Origin of the sequence: Enterococcus sp. DIV1304_2 (assembly GCF_050555445.1) — a bacterium.
In the GTDB taxonomy this organism is placed as follows: Bacteria; Bacillota; Bacilli; order Lactobacillales; family Enterococcaceae; genus Enterococcus_B; species Enterococcus_B pernyi.
The window spans coordinates 1,925,895-1,952,892 of sequence record NZ_CP187851.1; the positions used below are offsets into that span (position 1 = coordinate 1,925,895).

Consider the following 26,998-nt stretch of genomic DNA (forward strand, 5'->3'; position numbering starts at 1 on the left):
GATAAGTATTTCTATAAAAAAACAGTGGCTTGCTTCAATGCGCTGTCCTCAGCATTGAAAGCAGACCACTGTTTCAGTGATTACGTACTAGATCATTTTATTTATCTATTTAATGTAAATGTGGTTCAAGTGTAAGCTCGCTTCGGTCCAAAGCGCTCTCCATAAATAAGCACTTCTTCGAGTTGATTATCGTTGCTCGGCAAGCGTTTCTTTAATATTTTTCACGATATTCTCTACTGTCAGCCCATTTTCCGCTAATAGTTCTGATGCTTCATAGCGATCATGAAAAGCTTTATCTAAGCCATAAGTTTGTACACGAATCGCTGCATCCCCTAAATAGCCAGCGACCATTTGACCGTACCCACCTTCCAAGATACCATCTTCAAGTGTTACAACTATATCGTGCGTTTCTTTGAGTTCATCCAGTAATTCAGTATCTAAACCTGAAATGTAAGCTGGATTGATCACCGTCGCAGTTAGTTGGAGATGTTTCTTCAATTCAACAGCGACTTCTTCTGCCAAACCATAAAAATTACCTACACCCATGATTGCTACTTTTTCGCCTTTTTGGATGACTTTGTTCTTATATAACTGACTGTAATCTGTTCGATCTACTTCACCAGAAGAAGTGATTGGGCCGACTGGTACGCGGATTGCCACTAATCGATCCGTTTGATCGATCGACCATTCAAGCATCGCTAAGTATTCTTCTTTCGTAGTTGGGGCTAAGTAGACTAGATTTGGGATATGACTTAAAAATGGAATATCAAAGATCCCTAAATGACTTTCATCATTCATTCCGTTTACAGAAGCAAGTGTCACGAGGATCGTACCTGATAAACGATTCAACGCTAAGTCATGAGAAATTTGATCATAACTTCTTTGTAAAAATGGTGAATGGACTGCCCATACAGGTTTTACTCCGCCTTTAGCTAAACCAGCAGTCATCGTCGCCGCATGTTCTTCGGCAATCCCTACATCAACAAATTGTGCGCCGACTTGTTGACGTTGTTCCGGTGAAAATAAAATCATTGGTGTGCCTGCATTTACTGCCACAACTGTTGGATCTTCCGCCATTTTGCGCAATAAGAAGTCTGTGGTTAGGCTGCTATAGGTTTCTGCTCCTTTCGATCGCAGATACTCACCCGTTTCGAGACTAAACGGTCCACCCGCATGGAATTTTTCGCGATTTTCTTCTGCAAAGGAGAAGCCTTTTCCTTTGATGGTATGGATATGCAACACAACTGGCTCTTTTTGATCTTTTACTTCTTCGAATAACTCGATCAAAGCAGCTAAATCATTACCTGCGTCAAGATAGCGATAATCAAGTCCTAATGCTTTAAAGAAATTGTTCGTGGCCTGACCATTCGTTTCCCTTAGCTCTTTGAGATTTTTGTAAAGTCCTCCATGATTTTCTGCGATCGACTGGTCATTATCATTGACGATAATGATCGTATTGGTGCCTAGTTCAGAAATATTATTCAAACCTTCATAGGCTAAACCTCCCGACAACGACCCATCGCCAATCACTGCAACGACATTATTTTTTTCGTTTTTTAAATCTCTCGCCTTAGCTAGACCATTTGCTAAAGACAATGAAGTCGATGTATGTCCGATCGTAAAGAGATCATGTTCACTCTCTAATGGGTTCGTGTAACCTGAGACTGCCTGATAATGCGCTTGGTCCAAAAACGCTTGCGCTCTTCCTGTCAACATTTTATGCACATAGGTTTGGTGTGAGACATCAAAAACAAATTGATCTTTTGGTGAATCGAACACATAATGTAGCGCTACCGTCATTTCAACAACGCCTAGATTGGGGCCATTATGTCCACCATATTGGCTGATTTTTTGCAATAACGCGGCACGTGCTTCCTCTACCACTTGTTGAAGCTCTTCTTGCTTCAATTGCTTTAGATCTTGAGGACCTTTTATTTGTTTTAATAACATGAATTTCCCTCCTTTATTTCTGCTTAATCATACACCTTGAACCGAACTCTAAGTCAAGTGATTTTTTTAACAAATAATTCTGATTTGCGAAAATGTTGAACCTGCTGTTATAAAGCTATTTTTTCATTAAAAAAGCCGTAGATCCTTCAATCTACGGCTTTTTATTTATTTCTTCGATGAATAGTTCACAATGATTTTACCCATTTTTTTTGGATTTCGTCGCTTGTCACGAATAATTTGATAACTAACAAGAACGATCAAAATCAAAATCACACCTGTCAAAACGTACAATACTTGTATTTGTTCTCCCAATGGTGGTAAAACGTTCTTTTTAGGCGGTGCGCTTGGTGTCACTGATTCTTTCGGATCATCGGTGTTCGGCTTTGTGGGGCTTGTTTCTTGTGTCGCATTTGAATCAAACTCTAGTTTTCCAGTGACTTCAATGGTATTAGAACTAGCTTCTATGTGCGTTTGTGGCAATCCAACGATCAATAGACTTAAAGCCATGAACAAACAAAGAATTGTTTGTTTTTTTTGTTTCATCCAATCACCTCACGATTTGAACTATGGATAAGGATCTCCAGCTTCATCTAGCGCTTCAATATTCAATGTCAACTTACTTGCAATTGAGATTGATCCTTTATCCGTTGGAAAATCAAGAACATCAGTATCAACATCACCTTCAAAAGTAAACGTCGCTGTGCTTGCTCCTGTTAAATCACCAGGACGTGCATTCGGTGAAGCTAAGGTCATCAAATCGCCTGATAAGTTTGAATTCACCAAACCATTTTCAATCAATAGATTGCTGTCTCCTAAACTACCAACCAATGTTAACCGATCGATTGCTGAGATATCACCAGATGAAACTGCGTAATTTCCTAGACTGATTTTTACTGGACGACCTGAATGATTGGTGATCGTATGCTCTCCACCTAGAATTGTCTTATAGTCTTCTGGTTCAGTGAAGAAGACCGCTTTTAAAGGTAACGTCACATTCAACCATTTATCTGGATTTCCTGGTTCTGGTGCCTCCGGATCTGTGTTATCAAAACCTAAAGTTCCATCGATCGCCACATCTGCAGTCTTATCGATCGATCCACCTAATGAATTATCGATCGTTTGATCATCTCCGTTGATGAAAATATCAGCTTGAACACTTGCCCCTGCTGCTAAAATCGTGCCGAACATCAAACCTGTCGCTAAAATATTTTTTGCTTTCATTTTGTTTTCTCCTTTATTTATGTCTTTATATCCTAAAGCATGATTGCTTTATTCCCTCTTTATTGATTGACATTGATGGTCACGTCAACCGTCGTTTTACCCATAAGCTTTTTATTTTCTAAATCATAAAACTCTAATTCCACTACTCCTGGATGCGTGCCTGTCGTTAACTCTTTTGCTAATGTCAATTCGGTTACTTCATATCCAGGCTCCAATAAGCCTGTTTCATATAATGTTTCTTTAGAATCCTTCATAGACAATATGGCTTGTTGCCCATAGCGATTGGTCGGCAAGTTTTGGATCCAGATATTGCCCGTTTTCCCATCCGCATTGACACTGACTTCTGGATACACATTGATAGTTACATTACTATCGTCTACCGCTTGATTGGCATATTTTTTCAATTGGTCGCCTGTCATTTTTTCCGCATGTTTGATTTCCGGAAAATCGTCCGACAAAATCTGCGTTGGTTGGTTATTGACATACCAATACCAACCAATCGCAACGAACGCAAGCAATAATAAAAGAAGCGCCAGTAATCTTTTTTTCTTTTGTTGTTCATTTTTTTCAGTTATTTTCTGTGTTTCCTGTGTGATCATGTTCACCTTCTTGTGTGTGTTCAATTTATCTTCGCAGCAAGGTGTAAATTTAACTTGCCTGTTACTTTATTATTTTGTGTGGTATCCCCAAAATATTTTCCTGTAAAACCAAGCGACATTCGGGAATCTGACGGCACTGATTCCGCCCATTGAGTACCAGCAAAAGTACTGGCTTGTCCAACTAACGGCTTGTCAGATGGTGCCGCACCGATTCGTTGTAAATATAAAAACATCGATTCGCTCGTCGTCTCTTGTTCTGATGAATCTAAAAAGACAATATTTGAAGTACTTGCTAATTCCACATCGTTTTTGGTATGGAAGGAAACTGTCAGTTCTGTCGTTGTCGAATGATTGACCACCTGGTAATCATCACTAGTCACTTGATCGTCTAAGACATCAAAAGCCATCCGAACCGGTAACGTTACATGGATTGCTGGATCACTTTCCACCACAAAAGGAACGGTATATTCCCATGTGGCTTTTTCACCATTCACCAATGACTCGCTGACAACGATCTTACCAATCGTCGCTCCTTCTTTTGACGTATCAGGATATTGAGTGAAACCTTCAATTTTCAAGGTTGGATATTGACTGATATCTAAATATCGCCCAACTTGACGATCCATATCTTCACGAGACATTCCTAACACTGTTTTTTGTTCCCTTGGATTTAAACGATCGATGTTTATTCGTTCAAACCCCTTCGCAGTGATTTGATAACGACTTCGATTATCCGATATCCTTGGTTGCACCACATTATCTTGGAAGTTGTCCAGTCTGCCATTGGCTTCTGCATGGAAAATTTCCACGATATCGCCTTTCGTAACTGATAGTCTTCGATTTGTTCCGAAACCATTCAATGTATCTAACCTTTGATTGCCATTTACAGAAAAATCGAAATCTGGCGTTTGTGCATTCATTGGACCACTAGAAACAGTTGCTTGGTTATAGTGCCTGATTTGATAGTACATATCATCTCCAAAATAGGAATGAACCGAAGTTCCAGCTAATGCACTATTATAGGTCGCAACAATTTGTGTCTGATCACTGTTCAAGCTTAAAGTTGCTGCTCGTAGGTCTGTTCCTTGAAAACTAATGCCTCTTACATTTAGCGAATGACCAAACTGATAAGTGACAGGAACATCGATTGTAGCTAATACTGTGCCATTTTTTGAAACCTCTACACGTGCAGCTTGACCATTTAGTGAATCAGGGAAACTTACAAAACGTGCATCATAATCCTCTGTTTCAGTTTGATCTTTGAAGACTGTGACAAAGTCTTTTGCCTGATAATCCGTTTCTCCATATCCATAGTTCAAAACTTGGTTCTTTGGCTGGATATCTGTATAATTTCCGATACCAGTAAAACCAATGACGCCTTGTTCATTGATGACCCCGATTGAAAAGCGTTCGGCATTATTCCGATTGATCTGGAATGTACCTGATGTGATCTCTCCTGCCAAGTCCGCTTGATATGGATTGAATAAGCGAACAGGTTGTCCTGCAAGATCTAAAGTTACTGTTACTTGGTTGGTTGAGACAGCTGTATCTACTTCTGGTTGGATCGAGTGGAAGAACTCGGCTGTTTGTGCCCCATTCGTCTGCCACCTCAAGTACGGATAAGTTCGATTGGCATTGCTCCCCAAAGCAAAACCTGTGAACCACTTTTCACCAAACCCAAGTTCAGTTATCGTTCTATCGATCAATCCTGTAGTACTACGTGCTTCACCCACACCATTTGTCGTTGTTTTTCTTGTCGTGCTTGAATCAAAATACACATTATTTGCTGTGATTCCTGTGGTAGTATTCGAAATTGGTTCTCCAGCAGTAAATCCTGCGACGAATAAATTCGTAAGTTGTGCGGTAGCAGTCGAATCGACTGTTCCGATCACTCCATGCCCATTTGTTGAGCCAACACTATAATTATCCGTCAGCGTCAAGCGACCATTCCCTTCGATCCTACCGATAAAACCACCAGTGCCAGTTGCAACATTTCCAAGGATATAGCCACTGTGATAACTCTCATTGATGGTGACATTCCCTAACATGACACCTATGAATCCACCAACAGAACTATTTCCACTTCGGAGATCACTCGAATTGATACTTCGCTCAATCTGCACTTGACCATTTTCTGTCACATAGCCAATCAACCCTCCACGGTAGCTAGCAGTTGAAGAATTCACTGTCGAGCGAGTTTCACTCTGTGTATCGGTGATCGTTACTGTACCAGATACTTCACCGACCAGCCCGCCTAGATTCAAGGTATAATTATTACCACCAGTAAAATTCACTTTTGAACTAGAGTGACTCATGTTAAGCACGCCCGTCGTGCGACCGACGAGACCCCCTAATAGACCGTTCGAAGTATTCGAGTGAAGATTACTTGATACTTGGCTATTCGTAATCGTTAGTTGTCCATTGTTGGTTCCAACAAAAGCTCCGCTTCCATTTGACTGGTTTGAAACAATGCTACTGTTACTATCCATCTGGATATTCTCAAGTTCAACCATATTTCCTGTACCAATTTGAGCAATCACCCCTGCTGTATAGTTGGTATATGACTGTCCTCTAGTATTCGTCACCCTCAAGTTTTCAAATGTTAGATTCTCAATTCGTAAAGAAGCATTCCCGACTGAGCGAATAAAGGCTAAGTCTATTTCTCCACTAGTCAATGTCAAATTCTTGATGACCGCATGATTACCGATCAATTTCGCTCCGTATACTTGTCTGCCAGAAAAGGTACCTGCATTTGCCATATCGATTGCTATCCCATCTTCTGGTTCAATCGAATAGTTTTCATCGTCTTGATCAAAAGGTGCTTGACGATTCAAAAAGCGACTTAGATCTTCTGCTGTACGAATGACCGTTTGCACATAATTTGCTGTCACTGTTGCATCTTCTGTCCCCATCGTGAAAGTAGCTGTTCGATTTTTTTGATCAACATTTGTCACGGTACTTCCTGTGCCCGTCACGCTAAATCCAACAAAACGATACCCTGTATTTGCTTCAGCCGCCTGAATCGTTGTTGTTTCCCCTTCGATAAAATTCGTTTGGTCAGCGTTTGGATCAGCTGCACTCCCTGCCAAGGGATCACGGGCCAGTGTCAAACTCATTCGCCGTGCGGTAAAGCCAACAACTCCTTGCTGATTGATGACCCCAATTGATACGTTTGCGACATTGCCGCGATTGAAAACAAAGCTTCCTTCTGTGGCTTCAGTGGCTAACCCCGAGCTGTATGGATTAAATAATCGCAATGGCTCATTTTTCAAATCCAACGTTACCGTTACTTGGTTGCCCGTCACTTGACGATCGACCATTGGATCGATGCTATCAAAAAACATAGATGGTTGCGTATTTTGGGTCTGCCAACTCAGGTATGGATAGGTTTTATTCGTACGTTGAGCCACTGAAAAGTCGGTTCGCCAACGACTCCCGAAACCTAGTGCAGTGGTTGTTGATTCAATCAACTCTAGCGTAGTTTTCGCTTCACCTACTCCAGTCGTAGTAGATTTGTTCGTTGTACTGGAATCATAATACACATGGGTCGCAGTGATCCCCATCGTATCTGAGGTAATGGGTTGCCCCCCAGTAAAACCTGCAACAAATAGTTGGCTGAGTGTCACTCGATCCGTTAATTGATTGATCCCGATCACACCATTGCCATTGGATGAGCCAATGCTATAACTATCCACGATACCAAGGGCGCCACTGCCTTCGGTCATACCAATGAACGCAGCAGTTCCTAGACTTGTACTTCCTTGGACATGTCCATTGTGATAGCTTTCCTCGATGTTAGCAGTTCCTGACATCCTTCCGATAAATCCGCCCACATAACTGTTATTTCCTCGCATATCACCGGCATTGATACTTCGTTGGATCGTGACCTCCCCTGAGAAGGTCACTCGACCAATCATTCCACCTCGATATGTTCCGCTCAATGAATTGATTGCTGTTTGGCTTTCACTTACAGAATCAGTGATTGTTACTTCACTACTGGTTTCACCCACTAGTCCACCGATATTTAATGTATATGAACCACCACCAGTAAAAGTAACTCGAGAAAGACTACTCTCAATGATCAATGGACCGTCATTTTTACCAACAAGTCCACCCATTAGTCCATTAGCTGTGTTGGAGTGTAACGTTCCTGAAACCTCACTGTTTTTGATCGATGCTGAACCTTGGTTGTTCCCGATCAATCCGGCACTCCCATAGGGTTGACTAGCAGCAATTTGACTGTTTTCATCGATCATGATATTTTCAAGCTCAACTGACTTACCGCTTACTACTTGACCGATGATTCCAGCCACGTTAGATTGCGTCCTCGTATCATTGACGAGTAGTCCTTCTAACTTCAAGTTCTCGATTCGTGAAAGGTTGCCACCGTTTAACGTTTGGATCAATCCAAGAGAAACACCGGAAGCTACTAATGAAAGATTTTTGATGATCGTGCCATTTCCGATCAGATGACCAGAAAATTGACTACGTCCTGAAAAATCACCTTCTCCTGACATGTCGATCGTTTGATTTGTTTCTGGTTCGATCGTGTAAGTCTGGTCGTTTGCATCATAAGGAGACTCACTTCGTAAAAACTTTCCAAGATCATCGGCATTACGGATAATCGTTGAGGCGTATTCTGCTGTGATGACCGTGTTTTCAGTTCCAATCGTGACTGTCGCTGTTCGTGCGGTCAAATCGATGTTTGAAACTGAACTACCCGCACCGGTCACACTAAACCCAACAAAGCGATAGCCTTCGTTAGGTGCAGCTGCTTTGATTTGTGTCGTTTCACCTTCAAGAAAATCATTTTTTTCAATCTCTGGATCATGATCACTACCAGCGATTGGATTACGAGCGCTCGTCGCCGTCATTCGTCGGGCAGTAAAGCCAACGACGCCTTGCTGATTGATGACACCAATCGACACTCTTGCAATAGATCCACGATTGAAAGTGAAGGTTCCTGCTGTCGCTTCACCAGCTAAGCCAGAACTATATGGATTGAATAGTTTCAATGGCTCGTTTTGTAGATCTAACGTTACCGACACTTGATTACCTGTTACTTGACGATCGACCATTGGATCGATGCTGTCAAAAAACATCACCGGTTGCGTGCCTTGGGTCTGCCAACTCAGGTAAGGATAGGTTTTATTCGTTCGCTGAGCCACTGAAAAATCGGTCCGCCAACGATTCCCAAAACCTAACATATCGGTTGTCGATTCGATCATCTCCAAGGTTGTTTTTGCTTCACCTACACCTGACGTAGTTGTTTTATTCGTGGTACTTGAATCATAATAAACGTTCGTCACATTGATCCCTGACGTACTTGAAGTGATGGGTTGCCCCCCAGTAAAACCTGCGACAAAGAGTTGATTCAACGTAACATTACTTGCTAGTTGATTGACACCGATCACCCCATTACCATTGGAAGAGCCAATGCTATAACTATCCATGATGTCAAGAGCACCACTGCCTTCAGTCAAGCCGACAAAGCCTGCGGTTCCAAGGCTCGTACTTCCTTGGACATGCCCGCTGTGGTAACTTTCTTCAATTCTCGCAGTTCCAGACATTTGGCCGATAAACCCACCGACATAACTATTATTTCCACGCATATCACTGACGTTAGCACTTCGTTGGATCGTCGCATTTCCCGGAGAAATCACTCGACCAATGAATCCACCTCGAAAAGTGCCACTTAATGAATTGATGGCTGCATGACTCGCACTCCTTGAATCAGTGATCGTGACTGATCCATTGGTTACGCCTACTAGACCTCCTATACTTAGTGTATAAGATCCCCCTGAGGTAAATTCCACTTGTGAGAGACTCGTTTCAATGGTCAATTGACCTTCATTTTGTCCAACGATCCCCCCCATCAAACCATTGGCAGTGTTGGAATGCACAGTACCAGCGATGTCACTGTTTTTGATTGTTACTGACCCCTGATTGTTCCCGATCAGTCCCGCACTTCCATTCGGTTGATTCGCTGCGATTTGACTACTTTCATCAATCGTGATATTTTCAAGCGCAACTGACGTACCAGTAGCAACTTGACCGATGATTCCAGCTGAGTTAGACAATGTTCGTGTATTATTGAGTACCAAGCCAGCTAAGGTTAGATTTTCGATTCTAGAATCGTTGCCGCCGTTGAGTGTTTGGATCAATCCAAGAGAAGCATTTGACGCCACCAATGAAAGATTTTTGATGATCGTCCCATTTCCGATCAGGTTACCTGAAAATTGACTACGCCCTGAAAAGTTCCCTTGTCCAGACATATCGATTGTCTGATTGGCTTCTGGTTCGATCGTGTACGTCTGTTCATTGGAATCATAAGGAAATTCGCTTCTTAAAAATTTTCCAAGATCCTCTGCATTGCGGATGACCGTCGAAGCATACTCTGCTGTGACTGTCGCATTTTCAGTTCCCATAGTAAAGGTGGCTGTGCGATTGGTTAAATCAACATTTGTGATCGTACTGTTACCTGTCACATTGAATCCCGCTAAACGATAGCCAGGTGAAGGTGCCCCTGCGGTGACCGTCGTCGTTGCACCTACCACCAGAGTAGTCGTTGGTGCAGTTGGATTGCTTGCACTTCCGGCTTGTGGCGAACGTGCCAGAGTCAAGGTTCGATTACTCAACTCATAACGTGCGGTAACGGTCGCATTTTGTGATCCCATGGTAAACGTACCTGTGCGATTGGCTGTATTCACATTCGTGATCGAACTTCCTGTACCACTCACATCAAATCCTGCAAATTGATATCCCGTCGCTGGAGCCGCAGCGGTCACTGTCGTTGTTGCCCCTTGTGCCAGTGTAGTCATAGGCGCCGATGGATTTGCACTCGCTCCTTGCGATGGATTTCTAGCAAATGCTAATGTATGAGAGGGTAGTTCTGTGAAACTGCCACGGATTCCTTGAGAGGCAAATGCGACATAATTAGGATAGTACCCATAAAACCAACTAGATGGGATTTCAAAAAATGTATTGAATATCCAGCTGGTATCAATTGTCATTGTGTTGGTACGTTGACTCGTAATCGTGGCATCCTTCGTTCGTTCAATGGTAATGATGAATTCTTGAAAATCTGCTAATGTTCCTTCATTCGTATTGGATGGTGATAAAACAGCATTCTTTATTTGATAAGGTGTTCGCTCACGAATGGTTGCTGTAAAATCCCCTTGACTATGTTGCAAGACAATACTGCCAAATTGATAAGCGTTCCTGAGTGGCATGGAAGGAAAAGTCGGTATGCTTCCTCCTGCCATTAAATAATCACTACCATTACGAAATATAAACTGCCTTGGTAACGAAACTGTCCCTTCAATTCGACTTCCTGTTCGATTTCCTAGTTGACTACTGCCGGTCCATACTACTCTTGCCCGACTGTCGTTTGAAAAGAAATTACTGAATGTTGTTGGAAACTGTGTGCGAGTCCCACTCGCATTCCCTTTCAAAAAACGAGTTAGCCAAAAATGATCAAGATTAGTTATCTCCTGTAACGCTCTTGGTTCTCTATCCAGTAAAGGCTCATCGCCTACTACTTCTGGTACTACCGGTTCGCTCTCGTCCTCAGTCGGCTCCTCACCTTCTACCAATGTTTCTTCTATTGTTTCCTGTGATTCACCAACGTCTTCTACCTGTTCTTCTACGCTTGACTCGTTGATCGTCTCAGCGATAACACTGATAGTATTTCCTAATGACGAGAAAAGCAGCAAGATAATTACAATAATATGTAAACTTTGTTTCTTATAAAAATGAGTCATTTCCTCCTCCTACTCTACACGTATTACTTGACGTGACGTAATCTGCTGATTTTTTGGCAGAAAGTTATACTCAATGTATGGAATGTACTGATTTATAGTGATTCATTTTCTACTTAGTATCTTCTATTGCACGATTGATTCCCTAAACAACTGTTCTTTGTAATAGAACATGCCTACTTTTTTAGATATCGCTAGTTATATGTTCGACTAATTGAATAGCTGGCCCCCTTTCTTAACCCAGATGAAACTATGATATTAAATAACGATGTAACAAAACTATTATTTTTTCATCTTTTGATTATAATAACACTAATCTATTCTTTGTTTATTTTTATTTTTTTTCGAACAAAAAAAAATAAAGCACTGCCTTATTTCTATAAGTTCTGTAATTATAGTAATAGTCATTGGTTTCAATACATACACCCATAGTCAAAAACTATTTTTTTATTATTTAGAAAAAAATATCACACTATGCGCCTAAGAAATTTTTGTATACTTTTTATTGAAAAAACAAAATATCTTCACTTATAAAAAATAACAAAATTATTTAAAAAACAATTATTCGATAAAAAACACGGCAATCCCAACTATTTGTCCTTAATTTAAAACAGATTATTTTTAAATTATAATGATTTTTTATTTCAAACGTTTGTTTTTTTTGTATACTTATAATATGCACATCTTTCCCTGAGCCTATCTAACTATGTGTTTTAACTTTACAGAGAGACTATATTTCTTACATATTTATAGAAAAATAAAGATTGGAAGCCAGAATAATGGAAAATTTACCCATCACCTTACAACTTGATAATCAGTTTAAACGACAATATCAAATTTTAAATTTAGTACATAAAAATAAAACCAACCAGTTAACGCTCAATGATCTTTCTCTTAACTTAGAGAAGTCAAAACCAACACTAAAAAAAGACATCGAGGAAATCAACCATGCGCTGAACGAGCAGTGCGTTTCACTAAAGATTGATCACAAGGGACTACTATCGTTTCACTACAAAAAGGTAATGACAATCGATTCGATGATCACCTTATTAGCTAAAAGGACCATCACCTACCAGATCATGGATCTATTGCTTCATCATGTAACTTACTCAACCGATGAATTAGCTGATGCCTTGATGGTCTCTAGAAGTACAATTTTTAAAACGATCCGTCATATGAATAATATCTTGAAGGAATTCAGTGTGACGATCACCACTGGACCATTGACTTTATCAGGTAGAGAAGAAGATATTCGTTTTTGTTTTTTTGCCTTTTACTCAAGTTTTGGCGATAGTACGATCATTGATTCAGATAGTGAAATCGATGCACAGTATTTAGTCGACGAAGGCCATAAAAGAGATCATGCCTTTTTACATTTTAGCCATTTTCGTGCCGCTTTATGGCTGTCGATTGCAAAAGCACGGTGGAAGTGTAAAAAACTTTGCAACTTAAATCGAAGTATCAAAGTGTTGATCAAAAGCAGCAAAGGCTTCTCTTCACTTGAGCCATTATTACAGGATTACTATCTTTCACGCTCGAATGAAACGCTCTCATTAAATGAAACGATGTGGTTATACTTGGTCTCACTTCATTGTATTTCCTACACACGTCAAAGCAATTTGGACGATGGTCGCTCCTATGCATTTTATCGAGAAGAAAGCCCTGGTGTCATCGAAGCGATCCAACGTTTTCTAGCGACTGTTTTCCCGGAACACATGATCAAAGACGGGACACTAGAAAAAATGGAAGCTTACTTGGTCAATGCGCGTTTACTTTCTAAAATGAGCCATACTTATGAATTACATTCACCCACGATGGTGACACAAATGAAGGCACGTTATTCTGAGCTCTACCAAGTATGGCTTGAAAAACTGACGATTCTAAAAAATAACCCATTATTTGGTTTTGTTCATATCGATTATCTTGCAGCTGCGTTGACAACGTTTCATGCTTCGCTGTTGATGAAGCAGTCGTATCGCCCTTTACGCATTTTGTTTACGATCCAAGGACCGCCATCTTTAGATGATTATATCCTGAATGAGATCGAGACACTTTTTATGCAACGGTCAACGGTCGAATTTCAAATTGAACATGCTGTCACAAAAGAATCGATCGAAACCTACCAAGCTGATCTCGTAGTTTGTAATTACGATCTTCATTTGATTGATGAACAGGTTTGTCGCATCCATCGAATCTCCAATGTGCCGACGATAGCGGATTGGCGTCTTTTAATGGAGACGATCACTTATTTGTCTTTGCCTGCTTATTCAGAAACTAACTAAAGGAAAAACACTCCCTATCCTTTAGCCGTGATCTCAAAAAGAGGTCGAAACAGACGTGTTTAACCTCGAGAAATAAGGAGCCACCCACGAAATTTGTTCTCCAAGTTTTCGTGGGTGGCGCCTTATTTTGCGAAGAGTTTCCTTCTATTCTTGCCGTTCATTCGGTTTTAAGTGGTACGAGAGGACGAATATCACACTCTCTTTTGATTGTCTCAGCCCTCTAATGGAACATCGAAATTTAAAAATATTTTTTCTTTTTTCTTTTCTGCCTCTATCAATGCCTGACGATACTCAGAAATTGGATACATGGGAGCGGTAGTTAGTAGGTTCAATTGTCCCTCTTCAACCAAACGGAATAGTTGTTGAAATTGTTTCTGCCATTCTTCATTGGAAACCGAATCCGCCCAATGCCTTAGATGATAAACTTTGGCTTGGATCGGCAATGTTTGGATGAGCGACCAATCAACTTGTTGACCGGAGAGTAACCCGATCGCAACGAACTTCCCATACGGTTGAATCGCTCGCGCCATAGTTTCACCGCTTTTCCCACCTACTTGATCAATCGCCGCCCTTACGCCTTTCCCCTTTGTATGTGCTAAAATTTGTGGCAACGTTGTTTCTTCATCCCAAAGAACGACCAAATCTGCTCCTAGTTCAGTTAACTCTTTTTTATATTTTTCGTGGCGAACGATTGCAATGACTTTAAATGATAAAATTTTACTCAATTGGATAAAAATTCTACTAATGGAAGAATTTCCTGCGTTGAGCAAAATATGATCTCCTTTATTCAGGTTCAATTCTTTTGTACAGATCAACCATGCGGTTACAGGATTGATGTACATCTGGGCAGCTGTTAATAGATCGACCGAAGAGGGAACAATTACTAATTCACTCTTGGGTACTGTGTGATAGGTTTGCCAAGTTCCTTCTCCTCGTAGGGGTAAAACGTATTGTCCTATCATTTGTTCATCCTGAGGATCAGTGACTTGGATCACTTTCCCGACACCTTCATACCCAGCAATTTGTGGCAAGATGATGCGATGTGCATAGGCGCCGTGGATTGGAATCAAATCAGAAGGATTGATTGGAGCCACTAACATTTTGACCAAGACTTCTCCTTGTCTTAAAGTGAGTGGTTGCTCTTCTAGTTGCACAACCTCTTGTGGCAAACCAAATGCTCGGTAAATCAGACAGTGATTTTTCATTTTTTTCTCCTTTGATGATCGTTGGATTCTTTTCACAAGTGTAACATTTACCTGAAATAAAAAGAAGACTGTGCGCACCTTAGAAACGAATAACCGGCGGAAACAGAAGTACGATCTTCAAAAAAAAAGACGACGACCACAAAAATTTTAAGAAGCAATTTTCATGGTTGTCGCCTAATTTCTTGAGCTTAAACACTTCTGTTTCCATCTCTTGTGATATCCGTAAGATAATGAACCGGTACAGATCAATTAGTAATGACGTATCAGTTGACTGCTACGACTGTTACTTTGACAGTTTTTGCCCCAAAACCATACTGATTCGCCATCAGTACCACTTCATATTCGCCAGGAATAGGCAAAACATTGTTCTCTTTGATGACTGCACCTTTCACGACTTTGCCATCACTATAAACAGTTCGTGCATTTGTCGCTTTGATAATGGAGGCGTCATCTATTTCATCGGCCGTAATAACAGCATCTTCTGCTAAAAACGTATAGCCTTCTATAAGATTTTCAGAACGAACGATCACTTCAACTGTTTTTTCAATATCGCCTTTATCGATACCGATCGTTACTTCATAGTAACCGACTTCGTCTTTGACTGTCGATGCTTTGATCACTGGTCGTGCGTCGACTGGTTGACCAGATAAATCTGTCACAGTGGCCCCGACTGCCGCTAAGATTGATTGGTCATCCGTCTGTCCGACAGTCACAGCAGCATCTGCTGCATTTAAAATGTACTCTTGTTGTGGAACTTGCTCCCCAACTACTGTGATTATCACTGTTTTTTCCACACGTTCATCTTGTTCGATACCAATCGTCACTTCATATTCTCCTGGAGTATCTTTTACTGTGCTATGCTTGATGATCGGTACGACTTGTTTTCCTAATGTTTGATTGAACACATACGCATTGGTTGCTAACAAAAGGGAGTAATCATCTGTTTGTCCAACCTCGACTTCTGCATCTTCTGCAATCACGAAATAATCAAAGTTAGGGATTTCAGTTTCTTCTCCTTCAACAGTCACATTCACTGTTTTTTCAATCGTAGAGTCTTGACTGATTCCTAGCGTGACTTTGTAGACACCTGCTTTATCTTCTATCGTTGAGTTTTTAACGATAACAGCGACCATATTTCCATAGCTATCATAGGCCTGTGCATTGGTTACTTCAATGATTGAACGAGCATCTGTTCGACCAACTGTTGTGAAGCCATCATTGGCATAAAGTTCATAGGATAATTCAGGTTCAGTTGTCTCTTCACCAATGACTGTCACTTGGATCTTTTGTTCGATTGAAAGGTCTTTATCCACTGCAATCGTTGCTTCATAGACACCTGCTTTATTTTCAACGGTTGAGGATTTGATGATTGGTTTTGCTTCGTACGTCAAATACCCATCTTGATCCTTCACTTCAGCGCCACTAGCCCAGAGAATTGTCGCCTCATCGGTTTGCCCAACTTGTAAAGTGATATTCTTTTCCAAGACATTCAAATGATACTTAGGCTGGTCCTCTGGATTTTGTACCGTGATTTTCACTTTTTTTTCAATAGAATCATCTTGGATTACACCAAATGTCACGTCATACTCTCCCGGAGTATTTTGGACTGTTGACTGTTTGACAACGACTTGTCCAACTTTTCCTGTCGTTGCATCGATTGCATATGCCCCACTTGCCGCTATCAATGATTGTTCATCTGTTTGTCCAATAGAAACTATCGTATCTTCAGCAAGTAATTGATAATTGGGCTGACCTACTGTGTCCTCGTTTGCCTGCATCACGGTGACAGTGATTGTTTTTTCAATAGTCATATCTTGATCGACAGCGATTGTCGCTAGATAAATACCTGGAAAGTCTTGGACAGTGGATGACTTGATGACGGCTTTTGCGTCCACTGCTTCGCCACGCTGATTCGTGATCTCGACATTAGCAGCTGAGAGAATTGATGCCTCATCCGTTTGACCGACCATGACTGTCGCATCCTGGGCACTGAATACGTAGCTTTCTTTGTCTGAGACAGTGACTTTGATCGTTCGTTCCACACGAGGATCTTCCTTGATCCCTAAGGTCATTTCATACTCACCTAATTGATTTTCAACGTTTGAGCTTTTTACGATCACATCAAATAACTCGCCCTTTTCATTACGTGCATAGGCACCGGCAACTTTTAGAATGTAATCAGTAGCGGTTTGTCCTACTAGTACAGTCACGTCTTCTGCTAAAATCGTATATTTTGTTTCTTGTTTCTCATTTAAAACTGTTACTTTTACTGTTTTTTCCACACTGGCATCTTCTTTTAAGCCAACGGTCAGCTGATATTCCCCTGGCTTTGCTTCAACGGTTGTTGCTTTGACATAAGGCGTGAAACCACTTAGAGGCTCACCTTCTTCATCAACGACTTTCGCATCTGCAGCCACTAAGAGTGACTTAGAATCAATTTTTTCAGGCAAGACAGTTGCATCATAAGCGACTAACTCATACTTTTGATCTAAACGATTGATTTGTTCTTGGTCGGAAGTGATCGATCCTAGTAAAGACTGATTGAGTTGACTCGTCTGTAAAGAATCATTCTCCTTGCTCTTTTCTACTGACTGAATTGCTGCTGACACATGGGAAACTGGCACCATCATTGTCGACACAGTGAGACCGAGCAACATCAACTGACACATTGTTTTCCTTTTTTTCATAATGTAGATCATCCTCCTAAGGAAATTTTACCCACCAATTATCTATGGATAGATTCTTCACCCATTCATAGCCCCCTTTTATTGGCGGTTTTTTTGTAAAGAAATAACAATCCACATCCTTTACACCAAGAATAATAACACCATTTATCAGCATTATCGTGCTTATTATTTCCTATTATAGAAATAAATTCACACCAATATCTTAGAAATATTCGCCATTGATTACTGCTATTAAAAGAACACTCAATTATTAGAAATCTCCCAGTATCATAATTTTTTCGGAAATAAAAAAAAGGAACATCAAAATATACCAGCTAAAATTTGATGGCTGCGCCATCATGGAACCGCCATTTGATGATATACTTGATTTGTGAAACCCTTACCAAATACTCACAATAAGCAATTGAAGGAGTCATGCTTTTATGGATGCAGCTTATCGATTAAAAACGAAAATAGACCAAAATGAACCAATTGAAGATCCCATGATCTATCTTGAGCAATCACAGATCGTCAAAAAATATGAACAACAAGAGAATCTATCCGCTTTAGGAAAAATTTTTGCTTTGGTTGGTTTAGCCGAAATCCCCTATGCCAGTCAATTACCAGTTACCCAGTCATTGATCCAGTATGTAGAAAAAACGATTGCGACGTCAGACGGTTTTTCTTATACCGGAAAAGCAGAAGATATCGTTCCTTGCTACAATGCGATGTTACTGGAAGCCTATGTTCGTCTCGGTTTAGGGCAAAAACTTTCTGCACAGCGAGCACTCATGTGGATCAAAAATTATCAGCTCTTTGAACGGAATCAAACAACCTCATGGACAGGACGTGGTATTTGTCAACATGGCGGTTGTTTAAGAAAAACCCCTTGTTACATCGGCATTGGAAAAACTGTTCGTGCGTTGATCACTTATCAAAAAATGGTGGATCAAACTGACCCACAAGTAAAAAAAATGATTGCTGATGGTGTGATGTATATGGAAAAGCATCAATGGTTCAAACGCTTATCGAATGGACAGCCCATTTCTGCACATATTACAGAAAATATGTTTCCACAAGGCTACGTTTTATCCTTGACCGATCTTATCTACATCGCTTCTCATACTCCAGATCTTGATCAAGAGGCATTACACCCATTGATCGAGTTATTGAAAATGAAGCAAACCAAAACAGAAGGTTGGAAAAATGAATATATCTATCACTATAATGGTTACCAACCATTCAGTATGCGTCGCCAAGACTGTCCTTGGATCACTGAAATAGTTTTACAGTTTATTCATACAAATTCGTTAAAATCATTTTAAAAAAATGGTCGATATATAACAAAGGAACCTAATTCCATTTTTAAAAATGTTATTAAAAAACGAACGTTCCACATGAACATATTTTCACAAACCTCTGTAAATCAAGCGTTTATATATAAAAACCACTTATTTTTATTTTAAAATCAAAAAAAATATTTTGTTATGATACTATTAATAGTTTTAAAAATAACACAAAAATGGTATTATTTGATTACGAAGATTATAGAGGAGTGAATGATGTTGGTTCAGTTAAGCAAGTTTTTATTTTGGTTTCCTTTAAGTATTGCCGTGCTAGCATTTTTTTATTTCTTTAAATTAACTAAGCGCACCTTCTTGGTGTTCCTAGCTGCATGTCCAGTGATTTATTTTATCACTAAAATCATGGCGTATTACTTTTATGATTCTCTGAGGGTGTTTGTATATTACGAAATCGGCCTTCTTATATCTGTGATTTTTTTCATCAGTGTGCTTTATTATTTCTATAAAAAACGCTAACTGACAGAAAGAGATTGTGATCCCTATGCTAAGACTCGTGTTAACATAAGGATCACAACCCCTTTTGGTTACTCTTCTTTTTTCTTCTTACGTATGAATAGAAAATAAATGATCAATAGAAGGATGATCCCAAGTAAGACACCCACAACTACATAGACCCAAGTCGGGATTGACTGCTGATTCACTTTAGAGATTGCTACCTTATTCACTTCTTTCGCATCACTCTCACTGATTGTAAAGTCGCGATCGAATACCCACTCGTTGTCTTTTGCATCTGAGATTGTCAAATGTAAGGAATAATCTCCCGCTTCCAGTCGTTCATTGTCCCAATCGATTGCAAATCGATACGTGGACAAGGGTGCCATTTGCATCTCTTTATCATAGGATACTTCTTTTATGACTTCCCCTGTGGCATCTTTCACCTCAGCTGCATATTTCAAATGACCGATCGCATCCATCGTTGGATTCTTCAAAGTTGCTACCACACTTGTTTTCCCAAATGAAATGGCTGGTTCGACGCCTTCCAATTCCACCTTTCTTTGCACTTCATTCGTATTATTCGTTAATTTCAATCCTAAGACATAGCCATAATTGTTAACGATTTGGCCCTCTTGTTCCGCTTGACCTACTTTCATGACATGGATGGCTGCCAAGATTTGTCCATCAAATTCTTTTTCCGGCATTGTGAGGTCAACGCTAACTTCTTGTGACTTCCCACCAGCTAAAGTGATGCTTTCTGGGACTTTCGCAATGTTGTCGATTTGAAATTCCTCCGGTATATCTGGTTCATCAGTTGGTTGCGTGTAATCAATAAACCCTTGGTCATTCGTATAGGCTTGGTTTACTGCAACCTGATAAGTTGACTCTTCATTCGATGTATTTTCTATCAGAAACTTGATCGTTTGTTTTTGACCAGGTTCTAGTTGCAAATCAAAATAAGTTAATTTTTTATCGGCTTGATTTTCTGGAATAATTGCTTTGATATGAAAGCCCACTTCACTATCCGTTTCCGCCTCTGTAACTAAGGGGAAGCTAAAAGCAAACATGCAACAAATGGCTAAAATTATTTTCCGCATCCCTACACCTCATTTATCGATTCATTTGGTTTTTCCCAGAGATTTGATCATGAACAAAAACTTATAGAAAGAATTGAAGCAATCGCTGAATGCGATTGCTCCAATCTTCTCAATTTGGGCACAGCCATTAAGAAGCATCTGCCGTATTGTACAATTGATAATTGATCGTACCGTTCAAGACATTATTTACTTGTAAGACATTGCTCGGATCGGTAAAACCAATTGCGATCGATGTTACCGGAGTGGTGATTTGACCGGTATTATTTCCGGCATCTGGTGTAGTCGCTGATCGAGCGACAATCCCAGTTGCGCCTGTACCAACTAATTGTGCACCATTGATTTGGAATGAATTCACATCAAATGTGGCTGGTGCAGCTGCTCGTGTCAATTGATTATTCGCAACAGTTGCTCTCACTGACCATGCTTGAGCGATACTATCATTTGAAACAACGATATTTCCTGGTGTACCGATCGTTCCAGTACTAAGTGAATACGTGCCATTTTCGATTTCCGTCTCAAACGCATAAGTCGCTGGAACGGCATCGAGTCTTAAATCTCCTGAAGTAGCATCGGTGATCGTTACAGTCGTTGGTGTACTTCCAGTTTGTCCTGGTACCTCTGCTGCGAATGCTGCTACTCCACCTATATTTACTAAAATCAACCCTGCGAATACTGCACTTAATGTTTTTGTTTTGTGGTTCATTTTTATTCCTCCTTGATTTTCAATTAATCTACATCGGCAACCACATTTACGAGGTTGACCGTCTGTATCGCTTTATAGGTACCACTTGGACTATTAGCAGGAACACTCAACTTAATACTTTCCTTCGGGATGATCAATCGAAAGTTTTGTTTCGTTCCTTGACTGACTTTGACGAGTTCTTGCGTTTCGCCATGACTAATATTTTCTATATCATTGACTTGATAGACAGTGGTTTGTTCTGTCATCAACTGTCCATCTTTCATAGAAAGTTTTGCTGCATATTCCTGCTGATTTTTAAAAGCAGATAATGAATAATCGAGTTTCCACCCGTTTGTTCCAGAACGATTGTCAACCACTTCGATCACTAGATCTTGCTTTGCTGATACTTCAATGTCCGTCTCAGGGACTGGGTAGCGATCAAAAGTCGGTGGTATTACTTTCTTTAAATAAATAGCAGGTTCGATGATTTGGACATTCACTGCTGATTTTTTCTCTTCACCAACAGAAGAAGCTCGGATCTTTGGAGGAGAAACAAACATCAGGAGCAAGATAAATAGTAGCAACCATTTGATTTTAGGCTTCATCGCTTCTGCCTCCTTGATCGATACATCAGTCCGACAAATCCAATCAGCAATGTACCGAGAAATGCAGACGTTCCATACAACAAACTACCTGTTTGCGGAAGCATCCCTTCCGCTTGCGGTTTGGTCGTTCCACTTTCAACCTTATCTATGGGACTCACTTCGTCTTTTTCATATAATTCAAACTGGATTTCTTGCTGATCGGAAGCAATCACTTCGTCGGCAAACGTAGGAGCGACTCGCACAAAGCCAGTGAACAAAACAACACTAAGCAGGAACAAAAGATTCATAGTTATTCGCTTCATCTCATCGCCTCCTTATTCGATCGTAGCCGTGTTATATAGCTTCCAATTGGCTGTTGCTCGTCCACTATAGTCACCTACAGGCAACAGTTTTGAGCTATTTAACAACACACCCGCATTTTCACTCATATTCAGCGTATAAACATAACCAGTCGGGGTCACACTCGCAGAATCAAACACTTTGATTGGTGAATTACCCAAATTTTGAACCGCACTCGTAGGACTTGTTTTCCAGACGAAAGAAAAAGGTGCGTTCGTTCCACTCGTGATCGAAAGTCCAACCGACCAATTTCTTGTTGTTCGTGGATCTCTCGAATCCCATACCTTTAATTCTAAGCTATTGCCCGCATCACGATCCAAGATCCCTTTACTTTGACGAACCTTTCGATTCGTCCATTTGAATGTACTTGGTGCCTGCTCAAGTCTTAATTCTCCAGTGTAGTTTACCGTCAGATTCAATGACGCTGCCGGTTCTTCAGGTTTCGTCATTTTTCCGGAGGAGTAGACTTCAATGACAAATTTATTCTCACCATAATCAAAATATTTTGTTGGGATCACTAACTGTGTATTTGCGTTAAAATTTGTCGCCCCTGTTGTTGTGACATCAGAGAATGGAACATCAGTGAGATAAGTCGTTCCTTTTTTCACTTTGAAACTCAATCGATCGCCGACATCTAAATCTTTCCAATAAAATGTTCTTTTGTACCCAGGATCGCGATTCGCAGAGATATCCAACGTCTCACTAAAATTGGTCACCGTATTGACATTTTCCCATGACAAAGCAGTAAATTGATCCGTTTTTCGCACCCAATAATACACGGTATCGCCATAGTAGGTGATGTTTGTTGTATCATTTGGTGTCGTTCCCACTGGATTTGCCAAGACTGAACTTCCGTAACTAGTTAGTGCATCCGCTGACAATGTTCTTGTTGGTGCTGAATAACTCAGTGTCGCTGAATCTCCGGGATTGAGATTGATCGCGTTATTGGCTATCGTCGTGACCACTGTGATCACGCCAGTCGTTGCGTTATTTGTCACGACTGTTGCTAAATTTGCTGGGGCAATCGTTGACGTCACCCCTGCGGCAGTCGTTTTCGTGATCGTCGGTGTGATTGTCGCATTTGTTGCCAAATTGATTGCTTTCGCATCAAGCACCGTCGTCCACCTCGTAGTATTCAAGGCGGCTTCGCCTGTATTTACCTTGATCGTTGATTGGATCTTAGCTGGCTGCTCACTCATCAAATATTTACTTTTACTTGTATCTGTACTGGGAACGGTCACAGATGTATTGGCGTTGTCCAATACATTACTCGTCACTGTCGCGCCTATCGGTATCGGCGGTTGTGTAAAAGCAAAACGAACTTGTCCTGATACGCTACCGTTGGCTGCAGTAAATCCCCAATAGGCGCGATTGTTGTTGGTTGCTAACTGCAATTCCGAGTTCAGCTCTCCCCAAGGTATCGTTGTGTCAGCAGTTTTTGCTCCATTGACAGGATTTCTAAATGAATACGTAAAGTTCCGTGTGGTGCTATTAAAGCTATAATTGAACTCGTACCATGTTCCATCTTGGACATTGGTACTGACAGCTCCATTAAGTGGGATCAAGCTGTTGTGTTTGATCCGTCCGGGATTGGCGAGGGTCAAAGTGAACCAATCATTTGCTCCTAAATCACCATTCACTGCATTGATTGGTTGATACGTTCGGCTTAGGTTACCCGGAAAGGTATACGCCATATGTGGCGTACTTCCAGCAGGAATCTGTGCGTCATAGCGTGCTCTACCAGTTACTGCTTCATTGGCAAATAAATCAAATTCCACCGCAAATGAATTACGAATAGCTGTCGTTTCTGGCGTTCTCTGAGCCAATGACTCATAGTAGCCGCCAGTCGCTCCGTAGACTCCCAAGTTTTGACCGTCGACACCTACCGCTCGTGAGTTCGTAATGGCCGTTGTTTTTCTTGCATCGTTATGCATGACAAACGCCACGCCATCTGCTTGTTGTGTGCCAAAATTGACGTAGACACGTTGCGAAAATGATTTCGTGAAATCCAAGCGATACGCGTCATTTGACCAAATCGACGTCCAGTTATTACTCCCCGAAAGAGAGATTTGTGAAAATGGTTTTCCGCCATTGTCATTCGTATTCGTGACATTTGAAACGACAGCCCCGCCATTTGGTGCGGCAAAAGCGCCACTGATAGGGATAGCTCCCGGCGGTACGTATTGAGAACCTGTACCTGTTGCAAAAGCTTGGATTGCTCGTGCCTGGGGTGGTTGATAGTCAGAAGACGTCGAGCTTTGTTCTTCCGCTACTTTCGCTTCACTGGTTGCTTGCTGTGTCTCAGTTGGTTCCTGATTTTCTCCAGTTTTGCTATTTTCTTCAATGGTACCGCTCGTTACTTCGGTTGGTTGACTCCCTGAAGTACCTGATTGATCATTATTTTCTGGTTCAACAAGTGGAAGAATTTCTCCTTCAGGTGGTGTCAGATCCGTCAGTGTTCCATTTGCGGACTTATACTTGATAAATAATCGAACAGGTTCAGTTGGTTTGGTAAAATGTAGGGTAGAAAATTGTTCTTCTGTCAACACCAGATTCTCAGTAATGGGTTGATCATCTATCATAAGTGGGATTTTTTCACCCTTAGAATCAATCAAATTTACGGAAAATTGTAACGCTTCAGATGAATTTTTTTCTAGTTTAAAACGCACCCCTTTATTCGTGTCTTCGAGTGATAACGCCACTTCTCCATTATCGACCAACACATTTGTTGACTGCCTTTGATTGACATCAGCAAAAACAGAAGAGCAAACGCCTCCAATAAAGAACACCACAATAATAACGAACGTTATAAAAAACGGTCGCGTATTGGTTTGAATTCCATTCCTTATCCCCACAAACTTTACCTCCTTTGTCCAAACTATCGCAATTTGAATATAGAAGACTTTTAGAAAGTCGTTACTTTTATCATTTTTTCAAATAGCCTTTGAGATCAGGTCCATTTCTACTAGATTTCACTAGAAAATGAAAATTTATCAAAGACTATTATGTAAAAACAACGGAGGAACTAAGCGAGTTACCCAAAATAAAAAAATAAAACTATGTATAATTTAACTATTCTCTTACGATATCTCTCATCAAAAAAATAATAACATACTTTATTTTTTAAATGAATTTTTATGCTTATAACATTATATTTTTAGAGAACGCTAACTACAATAAAATACTTTGACATCAATAGTTGCAAACGAAATCATAAAACATTAATATTTATGAATAAATAATGAATACGATGCTCATTGTATACACGACTCACTTTTTTAATCCACTAATAGGTTGCTTTGATTTTTCCCACACTAAAATTCTGCAAAGCAACTAAATTGGCTCTATAATTTATGGGACTGATGAATCAAAATTGATTCTTCAGTCCCATTTTCATTTTAGGTATTAAAAAACATATCGTTCTCTAGTATGATTAAATCACCACAAAATAAACAACTGAGAGGACGATATGCTATATGAATGATTCTATCAAAAAAATGCTAAGATTAATAGATAAAGATTTGATGATTACTGAGATCTCTTACGAGATCTTTCATAAGGAAAAGACATTGGTCATTAATGCCATTCTCTCACCTGATCCTTGTGCCTGTAGAAGTTGTGGTTCTACTGTGGTAGATGGAAATGGGAAAGCAATTGTGGTGAAAAATGGAAAGAAAGAAATCATTGTCCGCTTTGAACAATACAATCATATGCCAATGGTTATGCGCTTAAAAAAGCAACGCTATACCTGTAAAAACTGTCGAACCCATTGGACTGCTCAAAGCTATTTTGTCCGCCCAAGACATTCAATTGCGGATCATGTCAGATATAAAATTGCTTCTTTACTGACTGAAAAAGTCTCTTTATCTTTTATTGCGAAAAGCTGTCAGGTATCTTTGACTACCGTTATTCGTACATTGAAAGAGTTTAAAAGCTATTTACCAAAGCCCACTAAGAGGATTCTCCCCAAAGTATTGATGGTTGATGAATTTCGTTCGCACACTTCCATAGAAGATAAAATGAGCTTTATTTGCGCAGATGGAGAAACAGGTAATTTAATTGATATCTTACCTACTCGTAAATTACCTCGATTAACAAACTATTTCTTGGGCTGCACCAATCCAGAAGAAGTAAAATTCTTAGTCACAGACATGAACGCCGCCTACTTCCAGCTCACCAAACGCGTTCTGCCAAATGCGAAAGTAGTGATTGATCGGTTTCATATTGTCAAACACATGAATCAAGCTTTCAATGAGTTGCGTATCCGTGAAATGAATGAACTGCGTAAAGCAGGACAGAAAAGCCATGCAGAAAAACTGAAAAAGAACTGGCGCTTTCTGCTAAAAAATCGTGCAAACATTAACCACTATGAGTATAAAACATGGAAAAGTTTCCGAGCACCTAAATACCCATTTCTTACTGAAGCAATGATGATTGATCGATTGCTTAGCTTTTCTAAGTCCCTAAAGGAGGCGTATCCCTTTTTCCATGAATTAGTTGAAACTTTTCGAGATAAAGACCCTGACTTGTTTTTCTCCTTATTGGCAGAACTTCCCGAAACGTTAGATGACGGCTTTCGTGAGAAACTTCAAAACCTTCTGACCTACGAAGAAGGCATCGCCAATGCGATGATTTATCCTTACTCCAATGGAAAAATAGAAGCAAAGAATACCCACATAAAAACGATGAAACGAGTATCCTACGGATTTAGATCATTTGAGAACATGAAAATTAGAATCTTTTTGACCAATCAATTAATCAAAGTGAGATAACAAAAAATCTGAGCCAGAATG

15 protein-coding genes are annotated in these 26,998 nt (G+C 40.3%); 3 read left to right on the top strand and 12 right to left on the bottom strand.

The genetic code is table 11. From position 1 onward, the window contains the following. Positions 1–186 precede the first annotated feature (186 nt). The 5 genes from IGJ14_RS08905 to IGJ14_RS08925 form a co-directional block, all read right to left on the bottom strand. Positions 187–1,950: a 1-deoxy-D-xylulose-5-phosphate synthase gene (locus tag IGJ14_RS08905; protein WP_430607559.1), complete on the bottom strand. Its 1,764-nt coding sequence runs from the start codon at positions 1,948–1,950 to the stop codon at positions 187–189. A gap of 165 nt (positions 1,951–2,115) precedes the next feature. After that, on the bottom strand, positions 2,116–2,493 hold the full coding sequence (locus IGJ14_RS08910; RefSeq protein WP_410300109.1) for a hypothetical protein: 378 nt from the start codon (positions 2,491–2,493) through the stop codon (positions 2,116–2,118). A gap of 21 nt (positions 2,494–2,514) precedes the next feature. Beyond that, the gene (locus IGJ14_RS08915) at positions 2,515–3,171 is read right to left on the bottom strand and encodes a hypothetical protein (protein ID WP_430607562.1); all 657 of its coding nucleotides are present in this window, start codon (positions 3,169–3,171) and stop codon (positions 2,515–2,517) included. Positions 3,172–3,230: 59 nt separating this feature from the next. Further along, complete coding sequence (locus IGJ14_RS08920) at positions 3,231–3,770, bottom strand: hypothetical protein (protein WP_065096004.1); 540 nt, start codon at positions 3,768–3,770, stop codon at positions 3,231–3,233. Between the two features lie 20 nt (positions 3,771–3,790). After that, positions 3,791–11,533: an InlB B-repeat-containing protein gene (locus IGJ14_RS08925; protein WP_430607564.1), complete on the bottom strand. Its 7,743-nt coding sequence runs from the start codon at positions 11,531–11,533 to the stop codon at positions 3,791–3,793. 776 nt (positions 11,534–12,309) lie between these two features. Here IGJ14_RS08925 and IGJ14_RS08930 point away from each other — a divergent pair. After that, the gene (locus tag IGJ14_RS08930; protein WP_065096006.1) at positions 12,310–13,812 is read left to right on the top strand and encodes a helix-turn-helix domain-containing protein; all 1,503 of its coding nucleotides are present in this window, start codon (positions 12,310–12,312) and stop codon (positions 13,810–13,812) included. 212 nt (positions 13,813–14,024) lie between these two features. Here IGJ14_RS08930 and IGJ14_RS08935 read toward each other — a convergent pair whose 3' ends face one another. Further along, entirely contained in the window at positions 14,025–15,017 is a 993-nt protein-coding gene (locus IGJ14_RS08935) for a zinc-dependent alcohol dehydrogenase family protein (RefSeq protein WP_430607567.1), read from the bottom strand. Positions 15,018–15,280: 263 nt separating this feature from the next. Then, positions 15,281–17,704, bottom strand: a complete 2,424-nt coding sequence (locus tag IGJ14_RS08940; RefSeq protein WP_430607570.1) for a hypothetical protein — start codon at positions 17,702–17,704, stop codon at positions 15,281–15,283. 422 nt (positions 17,705–18,126) lie between these two features. Between IGJ14_RS08940 and IGJ14_RS08945 the strand changes: the two genes are divergently transcribed. Further along, positions 18,127–19,008 (top strand): hypothetical protein, encoded by an 882-nt coding sequence (locus tag IGJ14_RS08945; RefSeq protein ID WP_430607572.1) that lies wholly within the window; start codon positions 18,127–18,129, stop codon positions 19,006–19,008. Positions 19,009–19,571: 563 nt separating this feature from the next. Here the strand turns inward: IGJ14_RS08945 and IGJ14_RS08950 are convergent. The 5 genes from IGJ14_RS08950 to IGJ14_RS08970 form a co-directional block, all read right to left on the bottom strand. Beyond that, the gene (locus tag IGJ14_RS08950) at positions 19,572–20,579 is read right to left on the bottom strand and encodes a DUF916 and DUF3324 domain-containing protein (protein ID WP_430607575.1); all 1,008 of its coding nucleotides are present in this window, start codon (positions 20,577–20,579) and stop codon (positions 19,572–19,574) included. A gap of 127 nt (positions 20,580–20,706) precedes the next feature. Continuing rightward, positions 20,707–21,282, bottom strand: coding sequence for a hypothetical protein (locus tag IGJ14_RS08955; protein WP_010735043.1), 576 nt, complete (start codon positions 21,280–21,282; stop codon positions 20,707–20,709). A 23-nt stretch (positions 21,283–21,305) separates the two neighbouring features. Beyond that, positions 21,306–21,866, bottom strand: coding sequence for a WxL domain-containing protein (locus tag IGJ14_RS08960; RefSeq protein WP_430607578.1), 561 nt, complete (start codon positions 21,864–21,866; stop codon positions 21,306–21,308). Beyond that, positions 21,863–22,168 (bottom strand): LPXTG cell wall anchor domain-containing protein, encoded by a 306-nt coding sequence (locus tag IGJ14_RS08965; protein ID WP_430607581.1) that lies wholly within the window; start codon positions 22,166–22,168, stop codon positions 21,863–21,865. Before IGJ14_RS08965 ends, IGJ14_RS08960 begins: the two co-directional genes overlap by 4 nt. 12 nt (positions 22,169–22,180) lie before the next feature. Continuing rightward, positions 22,181–25,060: a lectin-like domain-containing protein gene (locus IGJ14_RS08970; RefSeq protein ID WP_430607583.1), complete on the bottom strand. Its 2,880-nt coding sequence runs from the start codon at positions 25,058–25,060 to the stop codon at positions 22,181–22,183. A gap of 621 nt (positions 25,061–25,681) precedes the next feature. Here IGJ14_RS08970 and IGJ14_RS08975 point away from each other — a divergent pair. Further along, entirely contained in the window at positions 25,682–26,977 is a 1,296-nt protein-coding gene (locus tag IGJ14_RS08975; protein WP_430607585.1) for an ISL3 family transposase, read from the top strand. Positions 26,978–26,998: the final 21 nt, after the last annotated feature.

What these genes read in the sequence shown, in the direction of transcription:
- IGJ14_RS08940 (WP_430607570.1), bottom strand. Translation starts at nt 17,704, where the DNA reads ATGAAAAAAAGGAAAACAATGTGTCAGTTGATGTTGCTCGGTCTCACT.
- IGJ14_RS08975 (WP_430607585.1), top strand. Translation starts at nt 25,682, where the DNA reads ATGAATGATTCTATCAAAAAAATGCTAAGATTAATAGATAAAGATTTG.
- IGJ14_RS08960 (WP_430607578.1), bottom strand. Translation starts at nt 21,866, where the DNA reads ATGAAGCCTAAAATCAAATGGTTGCTACTATTTATCTTGCTCCTGATG.
- IGJ14_RS08945 (WP_430607572.1), top strand. Translation starts at nt 18,127, where the DNA reads ATGGATGCAGCTTATCGATTAAAAACGAAAATAGACCAAAATGAACCA.
- IGJ14_RS08930 (WP_065096006.1), top strand. Translation starts at nt 12,310, where the DNA reads ATGGAAAATTTACCCATCACCTTACAACTTGATAATCAGTTTAAACGA.
- IGJ14_RS08915 (WP_430607562.1), bottom strand. Translation starts at nt 3,171, where the DNA reads ATGAAAGCAAAAAATATTTTAGCGACAGGTTTGATGTTCGGCACGATT.
- IGJ14_RS08910 (WP_410300109.1), bottom strand. Translation starts at nt 2,493, where the DNA reads ATGAAACAAAAAAAACAAACAATTCTTTGTTTGTTCATGGCTTTAAGT.
- IGJ14_RS08925 (WP_430607564.1), bottom strand. Translation starts at nt 11,533, where the DNA reads ATGACTCATTTTTATAAGAAACAAAGTTTACATATTATTGTAATTATC.
- IGJ14_RS08965 (WP_430607581.1), bottom strand. Translation starts at nt 22,168, where the DNA reads ATGAAGCGAATAACTATGAATCTTTTGTTCCTGCTTAGTGTTGTTTTG.
- IGJ14_RS08935 (WP_430607567.1), bottom strand. Translation starts at nt 15,017, where the DNA reads ATGAAAAATCACTGTCTGATTTACCGAGCATTTGGTTTGCCACAAGAG.
- IGJ14_RS08905 (WP_430607559.1), bottom strand. Translation starts at nt 1,950, where the DNA reads ATGTTATTAAAACAAATAAAAGGTCCTCAAGATCTAAAGCAATTGAAG.
- IGJ14_RS08950 (WP_430607575.1), bottom strand. Translation starts at nt 20,579, where the DNA reads ATGCGGAAAATAATTTTAGCCATTTGTTGCATGTTTGCTTTTAGCTTC.
- IGJ14_RS08920 (WP_065096004.1), bottom strand. Translation starts at nt 3,770, where the DNA reads ATGATCACACAGGAAACACAGAAAATAACTGAAAAAAATGAACAACAA.
- IGJ14_RS08955 (WP_010735043.1), bottom strand. Translation starts at nt 21,282, where the DNA reads ATGAACCACAAAACAAAAACATTAAGTGCAGTATTCGCAGGGTTGATT.